This window comes from Anaerobiospirillum sp. NML120448 (genome assembly GCF_023050945.1).
Taxonomy (GTDB): Bacteria; Pseudomonadota; Gammaproteobacteria; order Enterobacterales; family Succinivibrionaceae; genus Anaerobiospirillum.
Genome location: NZ_JALKIM010000040.1, coordinates 1 through 17,954, shown reverse-complemented (window position 1 = coordinate 17,954; position 17,954 = coordinate 1). Strand labels below are relative to the sequence as shown.

General features: G+C 39.0%; 15 protein-coding genes. 7 read left to right on the top strand and 8 right to left on the bottom strand.

Translation table 11 applies throughout. The annotated features are described in order from the left end of the window. Positions 1-83: 83 nt before the first annotated feature. From aroG to MXE38_RS07800, 3 genes are all read right to left on the bottom strand, one after another. On the bottom strand, positions 84-1,193 hold the full coding sequence (aroG, locus tag MXE38_RS07810; protein WP_246913717.1) for a 3-deoxy-7-phosphoheptulonate synthase AroG: 1,110 nt from the start codon (positions 1,191-1,193) through the stop codon (positions 84-86). A gap of 1,080 nt (positions 1,194-2,273) precedes the next feature. Continuing rightward, complete coding sequence (locus MXE38_RS07805; protein WP_246913715.1) at positions 2,274-2,753, bottom strand: GNAT family N-acetyltransferase; 480 nt, start codon at positions 2,751-2,753, stop codon at positions 2,274-2,276. Positions 2,754-3,177: 424 nt separating this feature from the next. Further along, positions 3,178-3,990 (bottom strand): exodeoxyribonuclease III, encoded by an 813-nt coding sequence (locus MXE38_RS07800; RefSeq protein WP_246913713.1) that lies wholly within the window; start codon positions 3,988-3,990, stop codon positions 3,178-3,180. 413 nt (positions 3,991-4,403) lie between these two features. Here MXE38_RS07800 and ybaK point away from each other — a divergent pair, with 413 nt between their 5' ends. From ybaK to pfkA, 4 genes are all read left to right on the top strand, one after another. Continuing rightward, positions 4,404-4,871 carry a Cys-tRNA(Pro) deacylase gene (ybaK, locus tag MXE38_RS07795; protein ID WP_246913711.1) on the top strand — a complete coding sequence of 156 codons (468 nt, stop codon included), beginning with the start codon at positions 4,404-4,406 and terminating at the stop codon, positions 4,869-4,871. Positions 4,872-4,968: 97 nt separating this feature from the next. Then, positions 4,969-5,181, top strand: a complete 213-nt coding sequence (locus tag MXE38_RS07790) for a Nif11 family protein (protein WP_246913709.1) — start codon at positions 4,969-4,971, stop codon at positions 5,179-5,181. Positions 5,182-6,084: 903 nt separating this feature from the next. Continuing rightward, positions 6,085-6,849: a triose-phosphate isomerase gene (gene tpiA, locus MXE38_RS07785; protein WP_246913708.1), complete on the top strand. Its 765-nt coding sequence runs from the start codon at positions 6,085-6,087 to the stop codon at positions 6,847-6,849. Positions 6,850-7,285: 436 nt separating this feature from the next. Then, positions 7,286-8,251: a 6-phosphofructokinase gene (pfkA, locus tag MXE38_RS07780; RefSeq protein WP_246913706.1), complete on the top strand. Its 966-nt coding sequence runs from the start codon at positions 7,286-7,288 to the stop codon at positions 8,249-8,251. A 268-nt stretch (positions 8,252-8,519) separates the two neighbouring features. Here the strand turns inward: pfkA and MXE38_RS07775 are convergent, their stop codons facing one another. From MXE38_RS07775 to fabB, 5 genes are all read right to left on the bottom strand, one after another. Beyond that, on the bottom strand, positions 8,520-9,353 hold the full coding sequence (locus MXE38_RS07775; RefSeq protein ID WP_246913704.1) for a copper homeostasis protein CutC: 834 nt from the start codon (positions 9,351-9,353) through the stop codon (positions 8,520-8,522). A gap of 209 nt (positions 9,354-9,562) precedes the next feature. Beyond that, entirely contained in the window at positions 9,563-10,519 is a 957-nt protein-coding gene (locus MXE38_RS07770) for an NAD(P)-dependent oxidoreductase (protein WP_246913702.1), read from the bottom strand. 291 nt (positions 10,520-10,810) lie between these two features. Continuing rightward, complete coding sequence (locus MXE38_RS07765; protein ID WP_246913700.1) at positions 10,811-11,260, bottom strand: hypothetical protein; 450 nt, start codon at positions 11,258-11,260, stop codon at positions 10,811-10,813. A 582-nt stretch (positions 11,261-11,842) separates the two neighbouring features. Next, positions 11,843-12,901 (bottom strand): pseudouridine synthase, encoded by a 1,059-nt coding sequence (locus MXE38_RS07760; protein ID WP_246913698.1) that lies wholly within the window; start codon positions 12,899-12,901, stop codon positions 11,843-11,845. A 397-nt stretch (positions 12,902-13,298) separates the two neighbouring features. Then, complete coding sequence (gene fabB, locus MXE38_RS07755; RefSeq protein ID WP_246913730.1) at positions 13,299-14,513, bottom strand: beta-ketoacyl-ACP synthase I; 1,215 nt, start codon at positions 14,511-14,513, stop codon at positions 13,299-13,301. An 862-nt stretch (positions 14,514-15,375) separates the two neighbouring features. On the opposite strand from fabB, the gene MXE38_RS07750 reads away from it, so the two are divergent. From MXE38_RS07750 to MXE38_RS07740, 3 genes are all read left to right on the top strand, one after another. Next, positions 15,376-16,080 carry a formate/nitrite transporter family protein gene (locus MXE38_RS07750; protein WP_246913696.1) on the top strand — a complete coding sequence of 235 codons (705 nt, stop codon included), beginning with the start codon at positions 15,376-15,378 and terminating at the stop codon, positions 16,078-16,080. A 403-nt stretch (positions 16,081-16,483) separates the two neighbouring features. Then, entirely contained in the window at positions 16,484-16,702 is a 219-nt protein-coding gene (gene infA, locus MXE38_RS07745) for a translation initiation factor IF-1 (protein WP_009143043.1), read from the top strand. 899 nt (positions 16,703-17,601) lie between these two features. Next, on the top strand, positions 17,602-17,754 hold the full coding sequence (locus tag MXE38_RS07740; RefSeq protein ID WP_246913694.1) for a hypothetical protein: 153 nt from the start codon (positions 17,602-17,604) through the stop codon (positions 17,752-17,754). Positions 17,755-17,954 lie beyond the last annotated feature (200 nt).

Below are 17,954 nucleotides of genomic sequence, written 5' to 3'. Positions count from 1 at the left end.
CAATTTATCTTGCTAAAAAAATATAAGCCCAGCTTTTTAACAAGCCAGGCTTATCTTTTTAGTTTTGAGATTTTAACATGAACTTAGCCATTGTTCTTGGCACGGCGAGCTAACACAGCCTCATTGAGCTCTGCTAACATAGCCTCTGTATCTTCGAAGCTTACACAAGCATCGGTCACACTTTGTCCGTATACGAGCTTGCTTAAGTCTTCACATAAATCTTGACGACCTTCAACAAGATTAGACTCAATCATTACACCGAAAATACGGTTTGAACCTGAGCTAATCTGAGTTGCAACGTCATGACATACGTCTAATTGCTTCTTAAACTTCTTAGAGCTATTAGAGTGTGAAAAATCAATCATAACACTCTCTGGTAAGCCAGCTGCCTTTAATAATTCGCAAGCATTAGCCACAGCAACAGAGTGGTAATTAGGCTCTTTACCGCCACGTAAAATAATATGGCAGTCATCATTGCCCTTAGTATGAGCAATAGCTACGTGACCCATCTTAGTTACAGTCATAAAGGTATGCTCATGCTGAGCTGCAACTACAGCATCTACGGCAATCTTAGCTGAGCCATCGGTAGCATTCTTAAAGCCAATTGGACATGACATACCAGAGGATAACTCACGGTGAATCTGTGACTCAGTGGTACGAGCACCAATAGCACCCCAGGAAATCAACTCATCAATGTATTGAGGAGAAATCATATCCAAGAACTCAGTAGCTGCTGGTACGCCTAAGGCATTAACGTCCACTAATAACTTACGAGCAATACGTAAACCATTGTTAATATCGTAAGAGTTATCTAAGTTTGGATCGTTAATGAGGCCCTTCCAACCAACAGTGGTTCTAGGCTTTTCAAAGTAAACACGCATAATAACTTCTAGTTGATCTGCGTATTTTTGACGTAAAGGTAATAAACGCTTAGCGTAGTCAATTGCTGCAATAGGATCATGAATAGAACATGGGCCTGTAATTACAACTAAACGATCATCCTTGCCGTGTAAGCAATTAGAAATTGCATTACGGGTTTGACAAACTAATTGGTCTGCATCAGCTGTGGTCGGAAACTTTTCAATAATAGCCACTGGAGGGAGTAAAGGTAACACGTTATTTATCCTTGTATCCACAATGCCATCACGGTATAGAGGAGGTTGTGGAGTCATTGGTTCGTTAATTAGGTTCATAGTGAACACCGCCTTAGTATTAGAAGTTGTAAGAAGATGAATAGTAGTAATAGTAACGAGCTAACGGAGCAAAGCTAAATCGGCCAATGTTTGACACATTGAGAGTTGACATAACGTTTAGATTGCGGTGAGAAAAGCCACCTGCAAGCAATTTAAGGAGAGTTAAAACTTTCATTATCGTTATTCAAGGTCGTCATTACTGTTTAAAGAGCAATTAAGACCATGCCTTTTTTAGTTTGTTGAATACCCCCATCACACATGAGCAAAGCTCACAGGATAGGTGCCTTGTTAGCTAGTTAACATCTGTTACAACTCAACCAATGACATTTAAAGGAAAAATAAATTAAAAATTTAAACCCTAACTATTACTAGTTAGGATTATCCAATGCACTAGAAGAGTAGGCATACAAGGGTATAGCAAAAAAAATTAAAGGCCCATAAAGGCCTAGTGCTAACCACTATTGTATGTCAGAACCTTAATAATAAAAAGGAAATAGGTTCTTATTGCAAAAGTTAACCGACAGAGCTCATAAAACAACAAGACATAGTCTAAAAGATCCGTTATGTGAGCACTACTAAACTCACGTGCTATGAAATGCTGTTTAAAGAACTTGTGCTATACATTGTAGAGTTTAGACTCTAAAGACTCAAGCTATGGCAGCCATTAGATGGCTGCTGGCTGTGTTATTTGCACACTTTTAAAGCAATATTTCCAAGACCCTCCCCAGTTATCACAATAAAAGTGCATCTTTAAGCTCAAAACTATCTATTTAAGTGCATTTATCTTGGCTAAGACTTAAGCCAAATATAGGACTAAAGCCTATTAAGGATTAGCCTCATATCAAGACTGAAAAAAGCCCGTAAAATAAAGGCTTTGGCTAAATATAAGTTGCATAATAGCTATTAAGTTGCTAAAATCGCTGCTGAAGCACTTGGGCTGCAGTACGGAATGCGGATTCTGTCTGCAGCTTTAGTTGTTTTTGGAGCCCATAAAAATACAAAAAAAGCCAAACACCTCTTGTTCTCATGTTAGAACCAATATCGGCATTTGGCTTGATGATATCTTTAACTCTAAAGCTCTTAGAGTTTTGCTAAATTCTCTAGTGACTCACCAGTAAAACGATAAGTTGTCCAATCATCCATTACTTTACTACCAAGTTTGGTGTAGAAGTTAATGGCATTAGTATTCCAGTCTAAGCAAGATAGCTCTAAACGACCACACTTACGCTCTAAAGCAATATTAGCCAGGGTTTGAAGCAAGAACTTACCATAGCCAAGCTTACGGTACTCTGGGATCACAAAAAGATCTTCAAGATAAATACCACCTTTACCTAAGAAGGTTGAGAAGTTGTGGAAAAAGAGAGCAAAACCTACTTCGTTGCCCTGACTATCAATAGCAAAAATTACCTCTGCTGTTTTTCTTGCAAAAAGCCAATCCTCTAACAACTCAGGAGTAGCTGTCACTTCGTTTTCTAAATTCTCAAAATGAGCTAAGTCGTGAATAAACTTTAAGATTAGAGGGATATCCTCTCTAGTTGCAAAACGATATTGCTTGTCCATATCTAACTCCTCGATCTAACTAAACCAAAGTCTGCATACTATTGATCATGCCTTATGGCATAAAGGCCGTCAGCCATGTCCAGTGGCTATAGCCCATGGCGCATGCACATAGCGTATTCCCCCTTGATGCATTACTCTTGGCTCTGGCCTATGGTGATGGCCATAGCGCATGGCGCATGGCCAGTTGATAGTTGGTAAGTCCAAACCCTACTACCCTAACATGACAAAAAAGTGGGAGAGGGCGGCCTTGAGCGCAGCATCGGCCATTAAACATGATTTGTATACACCTACAGTAATGCTAGCGCGATTTTTGGCTAATAGCCAACTGAATATTTTCTGCTTTAATTAAAGTCAGAACTAGAGCACAAAAGAAAAAAGCGCTCTAGGGTTTCCCCACAGAGCGCTTTTTCCATAAAAGCTATTGCTAAATATCCAAAGTTAAAGTTACAGGACAATGATCAGAGCCGAATACATCTTTTTCGATAGTGGCATCTTTAATATTGTCTTTAAGCTCATCGGAGACAAAGAAGTAGTCAATTCTCCATCCTACATTCTTAGCACGAGCTTGCATTTTATAAGACCACCAAGAGTAATGACCCTCTTCATTACCGTGAACATGACGGAAAGTGTCAATATAGCCAGCTTGAGTGAACATATCTAAAAAGTCACGCTCAATCTGCAAGAATCCTGTAGTGTTCTTATTAGTCTTTGGACGTGCTAAATCTATCTCATTGTGTGCAATATTAAAATCGCCACACACAACAATAGGCTTGCTCTTACGTAACTCTTGAGCATACTTAAAGAAACTATCAAAGAAACCCATTTTATAGGGGACTCGTTTAAATTGTCCCTTGATAGGCTTACCATTCTCATCTAAAACCTCAGCGCCACCATTAGGGAAATAACCATTAAAGAAATGGAACTTCTCAAACTCTAAGTGGACAATACGACCCTCACCTTGAAAAGCAGGATCTGGTAATTCAATCTCTACAGACTTAGGCTCTATCTTTGAAAAAACAGCAGTACCAGAATATCCTTTTTTTACTACCGAACTAGCAAAATAACTTTGATATCCTTCCTTATTAACAATGTGCTCAGGAATTTGACTCTTTTCAGCCTTTGTTTCTTGAAAGCCAATGACATCATATTTGTCTTGAGCAAACCATTGCTGCCACTCTTCCTTAGCGCTAACAGCTCTAATACCATTGACATTCCAAGAAGCAAGCTTAATTTCCATCAGTACCACCATGTAAAACAAAACAAAATTAGGCACTCAATATTAAAAATTAATACCCTAAAAGGTCAATGACTATCGGCTGTTTTCATTAAGGATCTTTATCAAAAACGATAAAAGCGCCTACTTTTTACAACTCAGAGCAGCACCTCTAAATTTGTTAAAAAGACTTAGCCCCACATCTGAAACCGAGGCCTATCATACACAAACAAATGGTACAAAAAACATAATTGCTTTATTAGTGCAAAAAAATCTCTTAATTAGACAAAAAATGCACTATAAAAGCCATTTTCTTATTTATCCTAGTACAACACCAGTAAGGGCTTGGTATACATGTTTATTGCTAAAGCAGCCATCAAGTACTAACATAATTCAACAAACAATTACTCTTAAGATAGCTAGCCCTGGGAGGCTATATGAAAACTCCTGCGCTTGATTTTTTGGTTAAGCACCAAGTTCAATTTAAAGAATACACTTATGTAAGCGACAATCATGATTTTGGCAAACATGCTGCGCATGCTCTTAATATGGATGAGCACCAAGTTTTCAAAACTATTATCTTGAGTCACGACAAAACTTATGTCACTTGTATAGTCCCTGTTAGTGGACGCATTTCTTTAAAAGCCGCAGCCAGAGCTTTAAAACTAAAAGATCTCACCACAGTAGATCCACAAACAGCTCAGCGTATTACAGGCTACGTAGTTGGCGGTATTAGTCCTTTTGGTCAAAAGAGACGCACTTTAACAATTCTTGACTCCTCTGCTTTAGATCAGGCAGAAATTCTCGTCTCAGCAGGTCAAAGAGGCATGTCAGTAGGCATCAATCCACAAGATTTAATTAAACTATTAGATGCCACTTGTGCTGATGTCTTAGAAAAGGTCTAGTGAACTTTTACTAAAGTTGTGATGCTAATCCTTTATAGTTTTAGCACTACGCATATAATCATATTGGAAAATTTTTATTCCATCTAAGGAGAAAATCATGAGCTTTGAGGCTATTACCAACTTTTTCGACGATCTTGATAACAAGGAAGATTTAGCAAAGGAATTTGAGGCTATTGCCGCTGACGAGAATTTCAAGGCTAACTTAGTAGCTTTAGGTGCTAAATTCGGTTATGAATTTACCTTAGAAGAGCTCGAGAAAGTAGCCGCCTCTGCCAAGCGCATGCAAGAAGGCGCTGCAGCTCAAGAATAATAGCTTGTGCTGATTAAAACTTACCAAAAAAGCCAAGAGCATAATTTTGCCCTTGGCTTTTTTATTACCCCTCTATAAGCAAAGCGCTTATAGCCTCTCACCCCAAACTTAACTCAAAACAACCAAGAAACAAAACCAGTCAAAGCCCAACAAAGCCATACCTGGCCTGGCCTGGCAAGCTATGCCAGCCATGCCAACTGGGCATGGCCAGGCCAGCCAGACCTCTCTTGCCATCATCTTGGCTAGGATAAGCATGATGGCGTTAACTTATCAATCAAAAGGCATGTTTTACATAGTATGAATAGACATTAGATCTGATGTATTGGGGCTAAGACAATAAGGGCAAGAGCAGTGGTAGTGAAACTATCCTTTCACCATTAACTAACCACAAGATATATCAAAGTGAGATTGACCTGGCTGCAAGTGTGTTGTGAACCTAAGAAATAAGCTTCAAATATTGAGTTACTGAAATTAATATTGCAATCATTTAAGGCAATTTTTTGGTCAAAATAGAGCATTGACAAACAAAATAAAGCAAATTGCCCATTTTAATAACTGTGATATGTAAGAGCTTTTTTAAATTTTGCAAATTAGGTGTAAAATAACATTGTTCTTGATTATTTTGTATCAAAAACTTGTTTTTTAACTAGTTACAAAATACAAGATTAAGCTAAACCTCATTGTATAGCTTAGATTTGCTTTAGTAGCAATTAAGTAAATTAATTGGACTTTGGGCATAAAACAAATTTGCTAAAGTTAGCCCCTACTTTAATAGCCAAATCTAGCCCTCTTGTTTGGTCAGGATGGCTCAAGCTCGCTACAGCCATATTATTAGCTGCTAGCATTAAAGTGCAGGTTGTAGTTTTGTAGATTTGTGTTTTTCTAAATATTTGGAGACTAAACATGAGAACACCTCTCGTAATGGGTAACTGGAAGCTAAACGGTACTAAGGATTCTGTAACTGCTTTAGTTAACGCTTTAAGAGAGCCAGCCGATAAGGCCGCAGGCAAGGCTGAGGTTGCTGTTTGCGCCCCTGCTGTATTCATCGGTATGGTAGAGACCTTAACCCAAGGCTCCAAGCTTGCCTATGGCTCAGAGGATTGTGATATTCACACCAGCGGTGCATACACTGGTGAAAACTCTCCTGTAATGTTACGTGAGTTCGGCTGCACCTACGCTATCGTAGGCCACTCCGAGCGTCGTGACTATCACAAGGAGTCAAGTGAGTATGTTGCTCAGAAGTATCAGGCAGCTCAGCAAAACGGCTTAATCCCAGTATTATGCGTAGGTGAGTCTGAGGCTGAATTTGATGCTGGCAAGACCATGGACGTTGTTCGTGAGGAGTTAAAGGCTGTTATCGACCTTTGCGGTATTGAGTCCTTTAACAATGCAGTTATTGCTTACGAGCCAATTTGGGCTATTGGTACTGGCAAGACTGCTACCCCTGAGATCGCTCAGAAGGTTCACGCTGACATTCGTGCTTACTTAGCTACTTTCTCCAAGGAAGTTGCTGATGGCGTTCGTATTCTTTACGGTGGTTCTTGCAATGCCAAGACTGCTCCAGAGTTATTCGCTCAGCCAGACATCGATGGCGGCTTAGTTGGTGGTGCTTCCTTAAAGGCTCCTGACTTCACTGCTATTATCGAAGCTGCTGTAGCAAACGCCTAATATAGACTTTGCTTGAATTTAGCTTTATTAAGCTAAATTTAGCATCTACTGCCTAGTCTTGGTTACTTTATCTTGTGGTGTGATTTTGGATAGAGCACATCAAGGCTAGGTTTAATACCTAAAAGGTATTATCAAGCAATTTAAAGTCGGCTGTGCTTGCGACTTTTAGTCCTATTTGACTATTGCTTGCCCTTAGTATAGGGAACTTAATCATTTATAATCACTTGGTCAGACCTATATTTGTAGCGTAGTCTTACTATTTGACCTTGAACAAATTATTGAGTGATTGCTAAATTCCGCTTCCATCTAGAAATTTTCTAGACTTACAGATAAACATCAAAAGAGTAAATGTTTATCTAAATAAGAGCACTGCTGTTGCACAAACGCAATAGTTCCTTACTCTATTGGCTTTTAATCCAAATCCAGGATAAATAAAATGGCTATTAAAAAGATTGGTATTTTAACCTCAGGTGGTGATTCTCCAGGCATGAATGCAGCTATCCGTGCTGTTGTTCGTACCGCTCTTGATTACAACTACGAAGTATGTGGTATTCAAGATGGTTACTTAGGTCTTCACGAGGGTAATATCATCCCATTGGATCGCAAGAGTGTATCTGATATGCTCAACCGTGGTGGTACTTTCTTAGGTACTGCTCGCTTCCCACAATTCAAGGAAGAAGCAATTCGCCGTGAGTGTGTTGAAGTTATGAAACAACATGACATCGACGCTCTTGTAGTTGTAGGCGGTGATGGTTCATACATGGGTGCTAAGCTAATTTCTGAGTTAGGTTTCCCTTGCATTGGTTTACCAGGAACAATCGATAACGATATCGCTGGTACTGACACTACAATTGGTTTTGATACAGCTTTAAATACCGCTGTTATTTGTATTGACCGTTTACGTGATACCTGTTCTTCTCACAAGAGAATTGCTGTAGTTGAGGTTATGGGTCGTCACTGTGGTGACTTAGCAGTAAGCGCCGCTATTTCTTGCGGTGTGGAAGCTGTTTTAGTTCCAGAAGTGCCTTGGGATAAAGAGACAGTTTATAAGTCTATCGATGAATCTATTGCTAAGGGCAAGCGTCACGCTATTTTAGTTGTTTGTGAGAACCAAACTGACGTTCACCAAATGGCTAATGAACTCGAGCAAAGAACTGGTTTAGAGACTCGTGCTACCGTTATTGGTCATATTCAACGTGGTGGTACCCCATCAGCTGCTGACCGTGTATTAGCCTCTCGTATGGGTGCTTATGCTGTACAGCTTTTACATGAGGGTCACTCTGGTCGTTGCATCGGTATTCAACGTGGTGAGCTTGTACACCATGATATTATTGAGTGTATCGAGCACATGAAGCACAAGTTCCGTAAAGATCAGTATGATTTAGCTTTATCCTTAAGCTAATTGCAAAGATTAAAAAACTCCAAATAGCACTAATAGGTGCTAACATTTAAAACAAAAGGGAGCCACTCGGCTCCCCTTTTTTTATATATCAAGCTCAGCAGGCTAGCTAACGAGCTAAAGCAAACTAAAGCCCTACCATGTAAGCCACAACTACCCTACCTACTGTACAGTAGCAATAGCAATAGCAATAGCAGCAACAATCCAGGCTCAAGCTATTACCAGCTAACTACTGGCTATTTACAGTACTATTATCTATATTGATAATAAATTATAGATAACAACCATCTTCGCCATTATGGAGTAAGGCACAAATAGTTTCATAAGCCTTGTCCTCACCTGTTGCCTGAATTACATACTCATCAGAACCAGGCAAGCCCATAAAGACATCACTATTTTTATAGTTCATCATAGATTGCTCTAAAACTTTAGCTGAGAAATGGTATTCCTTAATACCAGTAATTTTAGCTATTTGAGCAATATTGAAACGACTAATACCTGCACCTGCAATTAAGCTAATACGACCTTGAGCTTGATCATTAAGCTCTTTTAAGTTTTGCGCACCAGTTAATGCATCAGCCTTACCGCCAGAGGATAGTACTCTTTTAACTCCCATAGCAATAAGCATTTCCATGGTCTCTTCACGATTAGCACATAAATCAAAGGCTCTATTGAATGTAACCTCTAAGCCCTCACTAGCCTCCATTAAAAAGTGCATAGCATCTCTATCAATGTAACCATTAGGAGTTAAACAACCAAATACCACACCATTTACGCCTAAAGCCTTGGCTTCAAGAATATCATTACGCATGATTTTAATTTCTTCTACAGTGTAGATAAAATCACCAGCTCTAGGACGAATTAGTACATTGACCTTGGTATTGGTAGGATCACAGTGATCGCAGGCATGAGCAATTAAGCCATAAGATGGGGTTAAACCACCCTCGCTTAATGCAGAGCATAACTCAATTCGTTGTGCGCCAAATTTAGTGGCTACTTTGATTCCTTGAGGGGCGGTAACACAGAGCTCAAAAACATAGCCTTGGTCATTTACAGCACAATCAACAAATTTCTTTCTATCACTATCTACAAAAACGAGTTCCATAAATTAAGCCCTTTATCATCAATTTCTATGGCACTTTAATTAAGCCTGGAGGGAGGGCAGATAATCTTACTTTTCTTTGTAGAAAACATACCCAAACCACACAACACTGGCGCTCATTATAAAATAAATCTGATAATAAAAAGCAAAAAAGCTAGCACTTAAGAAAATGCTAGCTTCTATAAATTATTACTAAATCTAGTCTAATTTAACTAAACAATACGGCGTAAAGACTCACCCTTATGGAAGGCTTCCATATTCTCACCAAATTGCTTTACTAAAGCTACTAAGCAATCGTGAGACATCCAAGCTTGGTGAGGGGTTAAAATGAAGTTGTCGTTATTTTGTAGTTTTACATATGGATGATCAGTAGTTAAAGGCTCTACTGAAGCAACGTCAGCAGCAGCTCCTGCAATATCACCATCGATAATAGCATCAACTAGATCACTCTCGTTGACCACGCCACCACGAGCATTGTTAATAATGCATACGCTCTTTTTCATGGTAGCAAACTCTTTTTTGGTTAAGAGATCAGTTGTTTGAGCATTTAAAGGACAATTTACGCTAATAAAATCTGCCTCACTAATAGCTTGCTCAAAAGGAGTATAACCATCACGAACGCTGCTAGCACCACGGTGCTCAGCCTTTAAGACAGTCATATTAAATGCCTTGGCAATCTGACCAATGCGAGAACCAATAGCACCAGAGCCGATGACGGTTAAAGTCTTACCATTTAAATCAACAATTGGATATGGTAATTGGCAGAAGCAATTAGCCTCAATCCATAAGCCATTTTCCATTTCCTTACGGGTCTTGAGCATAGATCGGGCTAACATCAACATCATAGTAATGGCATGCTCAGCTACTGACTCTGTGCTATAACCTTGAATAGTAGCTACACCGATACCGTGCTCTTTGCAGTAATCAATATCAATGTTGTTATAGCCAGTTGCTAACTCAGCAATAAACTTAACCTTTGGACATTGAGCTAACACCTCGGCAGTAAGACGGCTCTTATTGGTAACGATGATGGTAGCATCCTTCACACGCTCAACTAATTGCTCAGGCGTAGTAGTTTCATAAGAGACCCACTCGTGTTCAAAGCTTGGGCGTGGTAGTGGGTATTCTTTTGGGATGGCAATAGCATCGGTGTGAACAATCTTTTCCATTATTGAAAGCTCCCTATAAACAAAATTTCTTAAGTAATATTAAGCAGCGCCTCTAAGATACCCTAATCAAGATGGAGGCTCAAACCTACTAAAACTTGTATCATCAAACAAGATCATAGTCTATTACAAAAGATAAATATATTTTGTGGCCTAGCGCTCATAGCATGAGAGCACTAAGGCAAGTGCGATAAATGCTCATAAATTAAAGCTATACCCCCAAAACGAAAAAAGCTCTATAGCCATAGAGCAGAGCTATAGAGCCTTTAAGAGCCTTAATTAGTTAGAAATTAACTATTTCTTGCTCTTATTATCAAAGTTAATATCGGTAAATTGAGCTTGGAACTTACTAATTTCGTTGAGCTTTTCATTAACTTGAGCCATACCTGTATCGCTATTATCTGGATTGAGGTAAGTTACGATCACAGCCATCATATCGTAGTAGTTAATATAGGCCTCTTGAGCTTTTTGTGCAGCTTCCATGCAATCACTTGGATCATGAGTAGTAGATTTGCACTTTTCTTTAATAGCAGCAAAGTTTTTATCAATGACGCTATTTAAATAAGTAGCAGCATCATCAATGCAAACCAACTTATCATCAACGTTTTTAGCCTTAGCCATACAAGCACTATAGCCAGGAGCTAAGTCAGTGTCTGTTGTTTTAGCGCTATTATCAGCAAAAGCAGTGCTTGCAAGCACCATAGAACCAAGGACAAGGGCGGAACATAAAGATTTGGACATCATATCATCTCCTAAACAATACTTATCTTAGATTGCGATAAGTTAGAGACTCATAGTTATGCTCTGTTAAGGCCTAAGAGCATGTTAGTAAGATTACCTTGCTAAATAATTCTTAGAGAGCTACGGGTCTTATAAACTAAAGTTTAGTTGTTAGTGAAAACAATCAAAGCATGTAATTAATTACAGACATTTTGGCTAAGTTTGCCTGTAAAATCATTACCTTAATATTATCACCTCTACAATTAGCCCTAACTTAGCTTGATAAGATTTCTCCTAGCCTCCACAATCCCCTAGCCTAGCTCGCCCCAACACGCCGATCCCTCCAAAGCTCTAGCCTTAGCCTAAAGCCAAGAGCAAGGCCTAGCAAAACTAACTCTAGGCACATAGATTTCTCAACTTAGCATGCTAGCCTGCTTGCAAGTGAGGCATTTGGTAGGACTACTCTCTGCCTACCATTTAGGCAGAGAGGATAGCAACTTAGCATGCTTGCAGAAGAGATGGATGGTTGGTTGGCTGACTAGCTAGCTGGTTTGCTTACTTGATAGCTGACGTTTAGATGCCCGAATTAAGATGGCTCTTAATGGGTTAGTAAATGCGCAAATCGCCGTTTTCATCTAAGTCGTCAAAGTTATCTGAATCAGACTCGTACTCACCCTCAAGCTCGTCCTCGAGTTCTTCATCAAACTCGTTGTTGTTAGCATTATTATCTTGAGAGTCTGTATTAACCTCGCCTAAAGATGACTGTTTTAACTGCTCTTGATAGGAGGTTGGTACATAGGCTAAACGGGAGGAGAGCACATTGTCCTTATAGCGCTCTAATAAGGCTAGAAGCTCATCTGAGGTGTAGTCGTGGTTTGCAAATAAGGCTTCAATTTCCTCACTTGAGAGTCTTACGTACTCGCATAAGCTCTGCTCTTCGTTTAAGGTTAAAGAACCAATAGCAACACGAGCTAACTCTACTACTTGACAACCTACCATTTCAAAAAGGCGCTTGACCTCATGATAGCGACCTTCACTAAGCTGTACGGCAGCCCAGTGCTCATCTACACATAAACCTTCGGTTGCTAAAATAGTAAGCTTAGCGCTCTGGTAGCGCTTCTTTTCCTCAGGGTGCTTAATACCGTTTAAAAAGGACTTAACTGCACTTGGAGGTACAGGACTATCAAGGCGAGCTAAATAGACCTTATCTACTGATTTTTTAGGAGAGGTGATTTCATGGTTTAAGTCACCATCATCGGTAACAATCAATAAACCTGTAGTGTCGATATCTAAACGACCTGCACAATGTAAATTTTCAACATTAAGCTCATTACGGAAAATTGATTGCACAGTAGAATGGTTCTTATCACGATCTGCACATACAAAGTTATAAGGCTTATTTAGCATAAAGACACGTTTAGCAAAAGCCTCACTAGCCTTAAGAGCAACCCCATTTTCATCTTCGTCTAGCGCCGCATCATTAAAACCAGCAATTACAATGGTTGAGTTAATATTGATTTTACCAGCAGCATTTAACACTACTTCATTATCAACCAACACATCTCCGCTTTTGATAAGCGCAGTTGCGTTTTGACGTGATAAGCCAGTTAAATGAGCGACAATTTTGTCTAAACGTTGTACTTCTTTAGTTGCTGTTTTAGCCACTTTTCCTTCCTTTAGCCCTTGAGTCATTAAGTCTCAAAAGACTAACTTATAGCTTATTGTTAATTATTGGCACAAGCGCAAGCCTGCGCCTGCGCTTGCGCCCAAGCCTGAGCTTGAGCTTGAGCTTGAGCTTGCACCTAAGCCTGAGCCTAAGCTTGTGATTGAGCTTGCGCCTAAGCAAGGCTTCAAACCTACCTTTGCCCACCTAAGAGCCTAAGATTAGGCCAAGATACAGGCGTTGCCAAAATGCAGACAAGGCCTAGCTTGCCAAGCTGCGCCTATAGAGCAAGAGCAGCTTTGCGCCGCTATTATACTAAGTTTTAAGATACTCAAAATAAACAAAGGCAAAGTTCCAACTGAAACTTTGCCTTCGTAAAAGCTAAATCAAACTTACTAATTAGCCTTGATACTTACGTAAGATCAAGGTGGCATTAGTACCACCAAAACCAAAGCTATTAGACATAACAGTGGTTAATGGAGTATCACGACGGGTGGTTACAATATCAAAGCCCTTGGCGTACTCATCAAGCTCTTGAACGTTAATTGATGGAGCAATGAAGCCATTTTCCATCATTAATAATGAGAAAATTGCCTCATTTACGCCTGCTGCACCTAAGGCGTGGCCAGTCATGGACTTGGTTGATGAGATAGGAGGGCACTTATCACCAAATACTTCCTTGATAGCCTCAAGCTCCTTATTATCACCTAACACAGTTGAAGTACCGTGAGTGTTGATATAGTCAATAGGAGTATCGCAGGTAGCTAAAGCACGCTTCATACAACGCATTGCACCTTCTCCAGATGGAGCAACCATGTCAGCACCATCAGAGGTTGCGCCAAAGCCTACTACCTCAGCATAAATCTTAGCGCCACGAGCCTTAGCATGCTCTTCTGACTCGACCACAACAATACCGCCACCAGCGCCAATAACAAAACCATCACGGTGAGCGTCATAAGGACGAGATGCTAACTCAGGAGTGTCGTTATAACCAGTTGATAAGGCTCCCATGGCATCAAAGAGACTTGCAATAGTCCAATCAGCGGCTTCGCCACCGCCAGCAAACATAATGTCATGACGGCCTAAAGCAATCTCATCACAAGCAGCTTGAATACAGTGGGCTGAAGTTGCACAAGCAGAGCTTAAAGAGAAAGAAGCACCTTTAATCTTAAATGGGGTAGCAAGACAAGCAGATGCTGTTGAGCTCATGGTCTTAGTTACTGCATAAGGGCCAATTCTCTTAACACCCTTAGAGCGTAAGATATCAGCAGACTCAACAGTAGCCTTGGTAGAACCACCACCAGAACCTACGATTAAGCCAGTACGCTCATTAGAAACATCAGACTCTTGTAAGTTAGCGTCAGCAATAGCTTCCTTCATAGCGATATAGGCATAAGCAGCAGCCTCACCCATAAAGCGTAAGTCACGACGGTCAATATAATCCTTAAAATCAACATTAACCATACCAGCTACTTGTGAGCGCATGCCCATTTGAGCAAACTCTTCTTCTCTGACTATGCCTGAACGGCCTTGTCGTAAGGATTCTAGTACGGCCTCTTTACCTACACCAATACTAGCAACTATTCCTAAACCGGTAATAACTGCTTTACGCAATGCCATTTAGTTTTCTCCAAGCAGACGATCCAAAAAATACCAAAGTTATGAATTTGCAAAAGAGCTTTACCTTAAATAAGCGTCATCACCAATCTGCTTGTTTTGACTTGTAAACCAAAGCTCTTTTCAAGAATTTGTCTAACCTAAATGCTATAACGGTTTTAAAGGCCAACAAACTCACAACTTGTCTTCTTAACATGAATTAAGGCTAAAACAGCCCTAATGTATAGATTTTTGTTTGTTCTTGCTAAGCGCACCATGCACTTAACTAATCAACATTAAATTATGATAGCACAGCCTATTTAATCTTGAGAAAAAAAGCTCAATCTATAGCCAATAATTAGCCCGAGATTCCATTTTTACAAAGTTTTTTTCTTAAAATAGATTATTTTTTTAAACAAAGAGTTAATAAACGCAAATTATTTGCATTTTTACCTATCACTTAACTGATCATCTCATAGCGTCATATGAACACAGGGTAGAAACTTTGATTCTTTTAAGCTACAGATAAGACAAATTTAGGAAAAACCTGCCCCAAATAGCCTAAGTGAAAAATAGGTAATCTTTTTTGCTGATTTTGGCTTTGCTCTTTGCTAAAATACGCACCGTTTTAGAGCCCTGATAAGAAAAATCATTAAATATAGTAATACCTATAGCAAAACAAAGATCTAATACTTGACTTTAGTTTTATTTATAAGTGCTTATTTATGGCTTTTCTTGTCGTTTATTAAGGCTTATCAGAGGCAGCCCCATCACTAAATAGTGATAAAAATTGTCACTAATACTCTTTGCTTGGACTATGGTTCTTCGATTTACAAGCAATTTAGGCTGCTAAATTAATCATGCGCTTAGGCACTTTTATATGTTAATGCAGTCTACTTTCTATCAATTCACTGTTAAATCTATTCTTGCTGGTATTCTTATTGGCCTTGGTTGTGTCATTTATGTGGCCAGCCCAGTTAAATATGTAGGTTCTTGTTTGTTCTCCTTAGGCCTACTCACCATTATGATTAAAGGCTATTTCCTTTATACAGGAAAAGTAGGTGACTGGACTCCAAGCTCCACCTTCCGCCTTATTTATATGTTTATTCTCAATGGTTTAGGCTGTGCAGCTACTGGCTATTTATTCACCCTAACCAGAATTGACCTAAGTGCTATTCATCATGTTACTGAGCTAAAGCTCAATGACACCATGCTCTCATCTTTTATCTTAGCTATGGGTTGCGGTGCCATGATGCATATTGCTTACTACAACTTTAATAAAGGCAAAAACCCTCTTTATGTAATTCTCCCTATCATGTTCTTTATGTTAGCTGGCTTTGAGCACTGTGTTGCCAACTGCGGCTTCTTTGCTATGGGCAAAGTAGACATGAGTGTACAAGATTGGACTAGACTTGCTTTAATTGTGTTAGGTAATGGTGTTGGCTCTTGGGTATTTACTAAATTCTTACATGATCCAGAAGCTCACGCAGTGCCTGCTTTGTTTGGTGAGCAAGAAGAACATCACAGTGCTCCTGTTATTAATGCTAGCGCAGCTACTAGCAAAGATGGCAGCAAACGCATCTAAGAGTGCAATTAAGATTTTAAAAATCAATTTTAGTTTTGCAGTTTAGCAATTATGATATAATCACGTGTTTGACAAGCATAGCCCTTAATTGTTCAAGGACATTATGCTGGTCAAATAATAAGATGCTGCAATGACTCTAAATAATTGGCTTTAAGATCTATTGCTGCTCTTTGTAAGCTTAGGTTTAACGACCCAAGCAGTTGATAAATGACTTTTAGTCACTCATGGGCTTTACGATAAACTTTTACTATAGTTTATAGTCAAGCACACTTACTTACCCAGACGGTAACGCACTGCTTAAGCTAGCAGTTTCGTAACATAAGCCCGTTTGTTAACTTGTTTAGCGCTCAAGCATTTAGCTTCATAGCCTAAACGCAGATGTTGATTACAAAATACATTTTTTATGGCAAAAGAAGAAAGCATTGAGATGCAGGGCACCGTTCTTGAAACCCTGCCAAATACCACCTTTAGAGTTCAGCTTGAGAATGGCCACATCGTTATGGCTCATATCTCTGGTAAGATGCGCAAGAACTACATTCGTATCTTAACTGGCGACAAAGTTACTGTACAAATCACTCCATACGATTTAACTAAAGGTCGTATTACTTTCCGCGCCCGTTAATATTGATAGCTCTTACTTAATTTAAAGTAAGAACTAGGCTTAAGCGCTGAAATTCCTTTTACAAAAGAGCATTCTTTTGAGCTTTGGCACTTGTTAAAATCTCTTAGTTAGAGCTTTTAGCAAGTGCCAAACGCATTTTATAATTTCATTTTTAACTCAAGCAAACATTTAACTTATTTTTGATTGACCCTACATATTCCTTATTTATAGTCTTACCTCATAAAAAGTGCAAAGCACATTAAGAACACAAAGCACGCTAACTTTTAGCAAAGTTGGATTAATAGGACTTTATCACGTGCACTTTGTGCTATTTTGGTATGAAAACCATCATTCTTATGCCATTGTGCTCTATTGTTGTGCTTTAAAAAAATTTTTTTATCTGCCCCAAAATCTCGTGAAATGGATCACATATTATTTGTTACTTAGTAACATAGCGAAAAATAAAAGCTTTTTGCTCTGCTCATAGTACAAACTACCATTCTTGTGAGGCAAATTTGCTATCTTGATATGAACAAGTAACTAATGTTAATTTATTCATCAAGCCCAATGGTTTTAGCAATATTTTTAACTTATTTAAAAATATAGCTAGCATTGATACAACAAAAGAGTTATCATAGATACTAACAAAACCTCAGGCATTGCGATTCTTATCTTATTACTGGTTGTTAAACACAATGCCTTTACACATGCCTACTTTTGTTAGCAGACATTTTTATGATAGATCTCTTTAATTAGTGAGCTAAATATATGCCTGGTTAATTATTGAGATTTTGCTCATATGAGCTTACAAACTTTATTTCTAGTTTAGTCGCTATTGCTAACTAAACATTGTTTTAACTACATTGCTTATTGCAGCTTAACTTGCTTGGCTGTATATACTTTTATTTAGGCCTATTTCAATGTTAAAAATTGTTGCTGGTGTAATTATTTCTTTAGTTTTCCTTTTTGGCGCATCTGTCGTAATTGCTAGTTATCAAATTACTAGTGAAAATGATGACAGTACTAAGGAGCACTATACTACCAGTCAAGTTATCTTCTCAGCCCTAAGCTAAAGACATGCTTTTAAACTAAAAGCAGCAGCTCAACCAGCGTTAACTTATTCCCCTTCCTTTAACGCTGGTTAAAACCTGAACTCTGCATATTAGGTAACCTTGAAAGGCGCAATAAACCAAGGATCTTTTAAAATTACCCTTTTTTGCCAAAGAAGGTCATTGCTTGATCAAAGGTCTTATTGCTACGCTTATAGGCATCA

Bases quoted from the DNA above. Each gene is read 5' to 3' on its own strand.
- aroG (WP_246913717.1), bottom strand. From the start codon at position 1,193: ATGAACCTAATTAACGAACCAATGACTCCACAACCTCCTCTATACCGT.
- MXE38_RS07805 (WP_246913715.1), bottom strand. From the start codon at position 2,753: ATGGACAAGCAATATCGTTTTGCAACTAGAGAGGATATCCCTCTAATC.
- MXE38_RS07800 (WP_246913713.1), bottom strand. From the start codon at position 3,990: ATGGAAATTAAGCTTGCTTCTTGGAATGTCAATGGTATTAGAGCTGTT.
- ybaK (WP_246913711.1), top strand. From the start codon at position 4,404: ATGAAAACTCCTGCGCTTGATTTTTTGGTTAAGCACCAAGTTCAATTT.
- MXE38_RS07790 (WP_246913709.1), top strand. From the start codon at position 4,969: ATGAGCTTTGAGGCTATTACCAACTTTTTCGACGATCTTGATAACAAG.
- tpiA (WP_246913708.1), top strand. From the start codon at position 6,085: ATGAGAACACCTCTCGTAATGGGTAACTGGAAGCTAAACGGTACTAAG.
- pfkA (WP_246913706.1), top strand. From the start codon at position 7,286: ATGGCTATTAAAAAGATTGGTATTTTAACCTCAGGTGGTGATTCTCCA.
- MXE38_RS07775 (WP_246913704.1), bottom strand. From the start codon at position 9,353: ATGGAACTCGTTTTTGTAGATAGTGATAGAAAGAAATTTGTTGATTGT.
- MXE38_RS07770 (WP_246913702.1), bottom strand. From the start codon at position 10,519: ATGGAAAAGATTGTTCACACCGATGCTATTGCCATCCCAAAAGAATAC.
- MXE38_RS07765 (WP_246913700.1), bottom strand. From the start codon at position 11,260: ATGATGTCCAAATCTTTATGTTCCGCCCTTGTCCTTGGTTCTATGGTG.
- MXE38_RS07750 (WP_246913696.1), top strand. From the start codon at position 15,376: ATGTTAATGCAGTCTACTTTCTATCAATTCACTGTTAAATCTATTCTT.
- infA (WP_009143043.1), top strand. From the start codon at position 16,484: ATGGCAAAAGAAGAAAGCATTGAGATGCAGGGCACCGTTCTTGAAACC.
- MXE38_RS07740 (WP_246913694.1), top strand. From the start codon at position 17,602: ATGTTAAAAATTGTTGCTGGTGTAATTATTTCTTTAGTTTTCCTTTTT.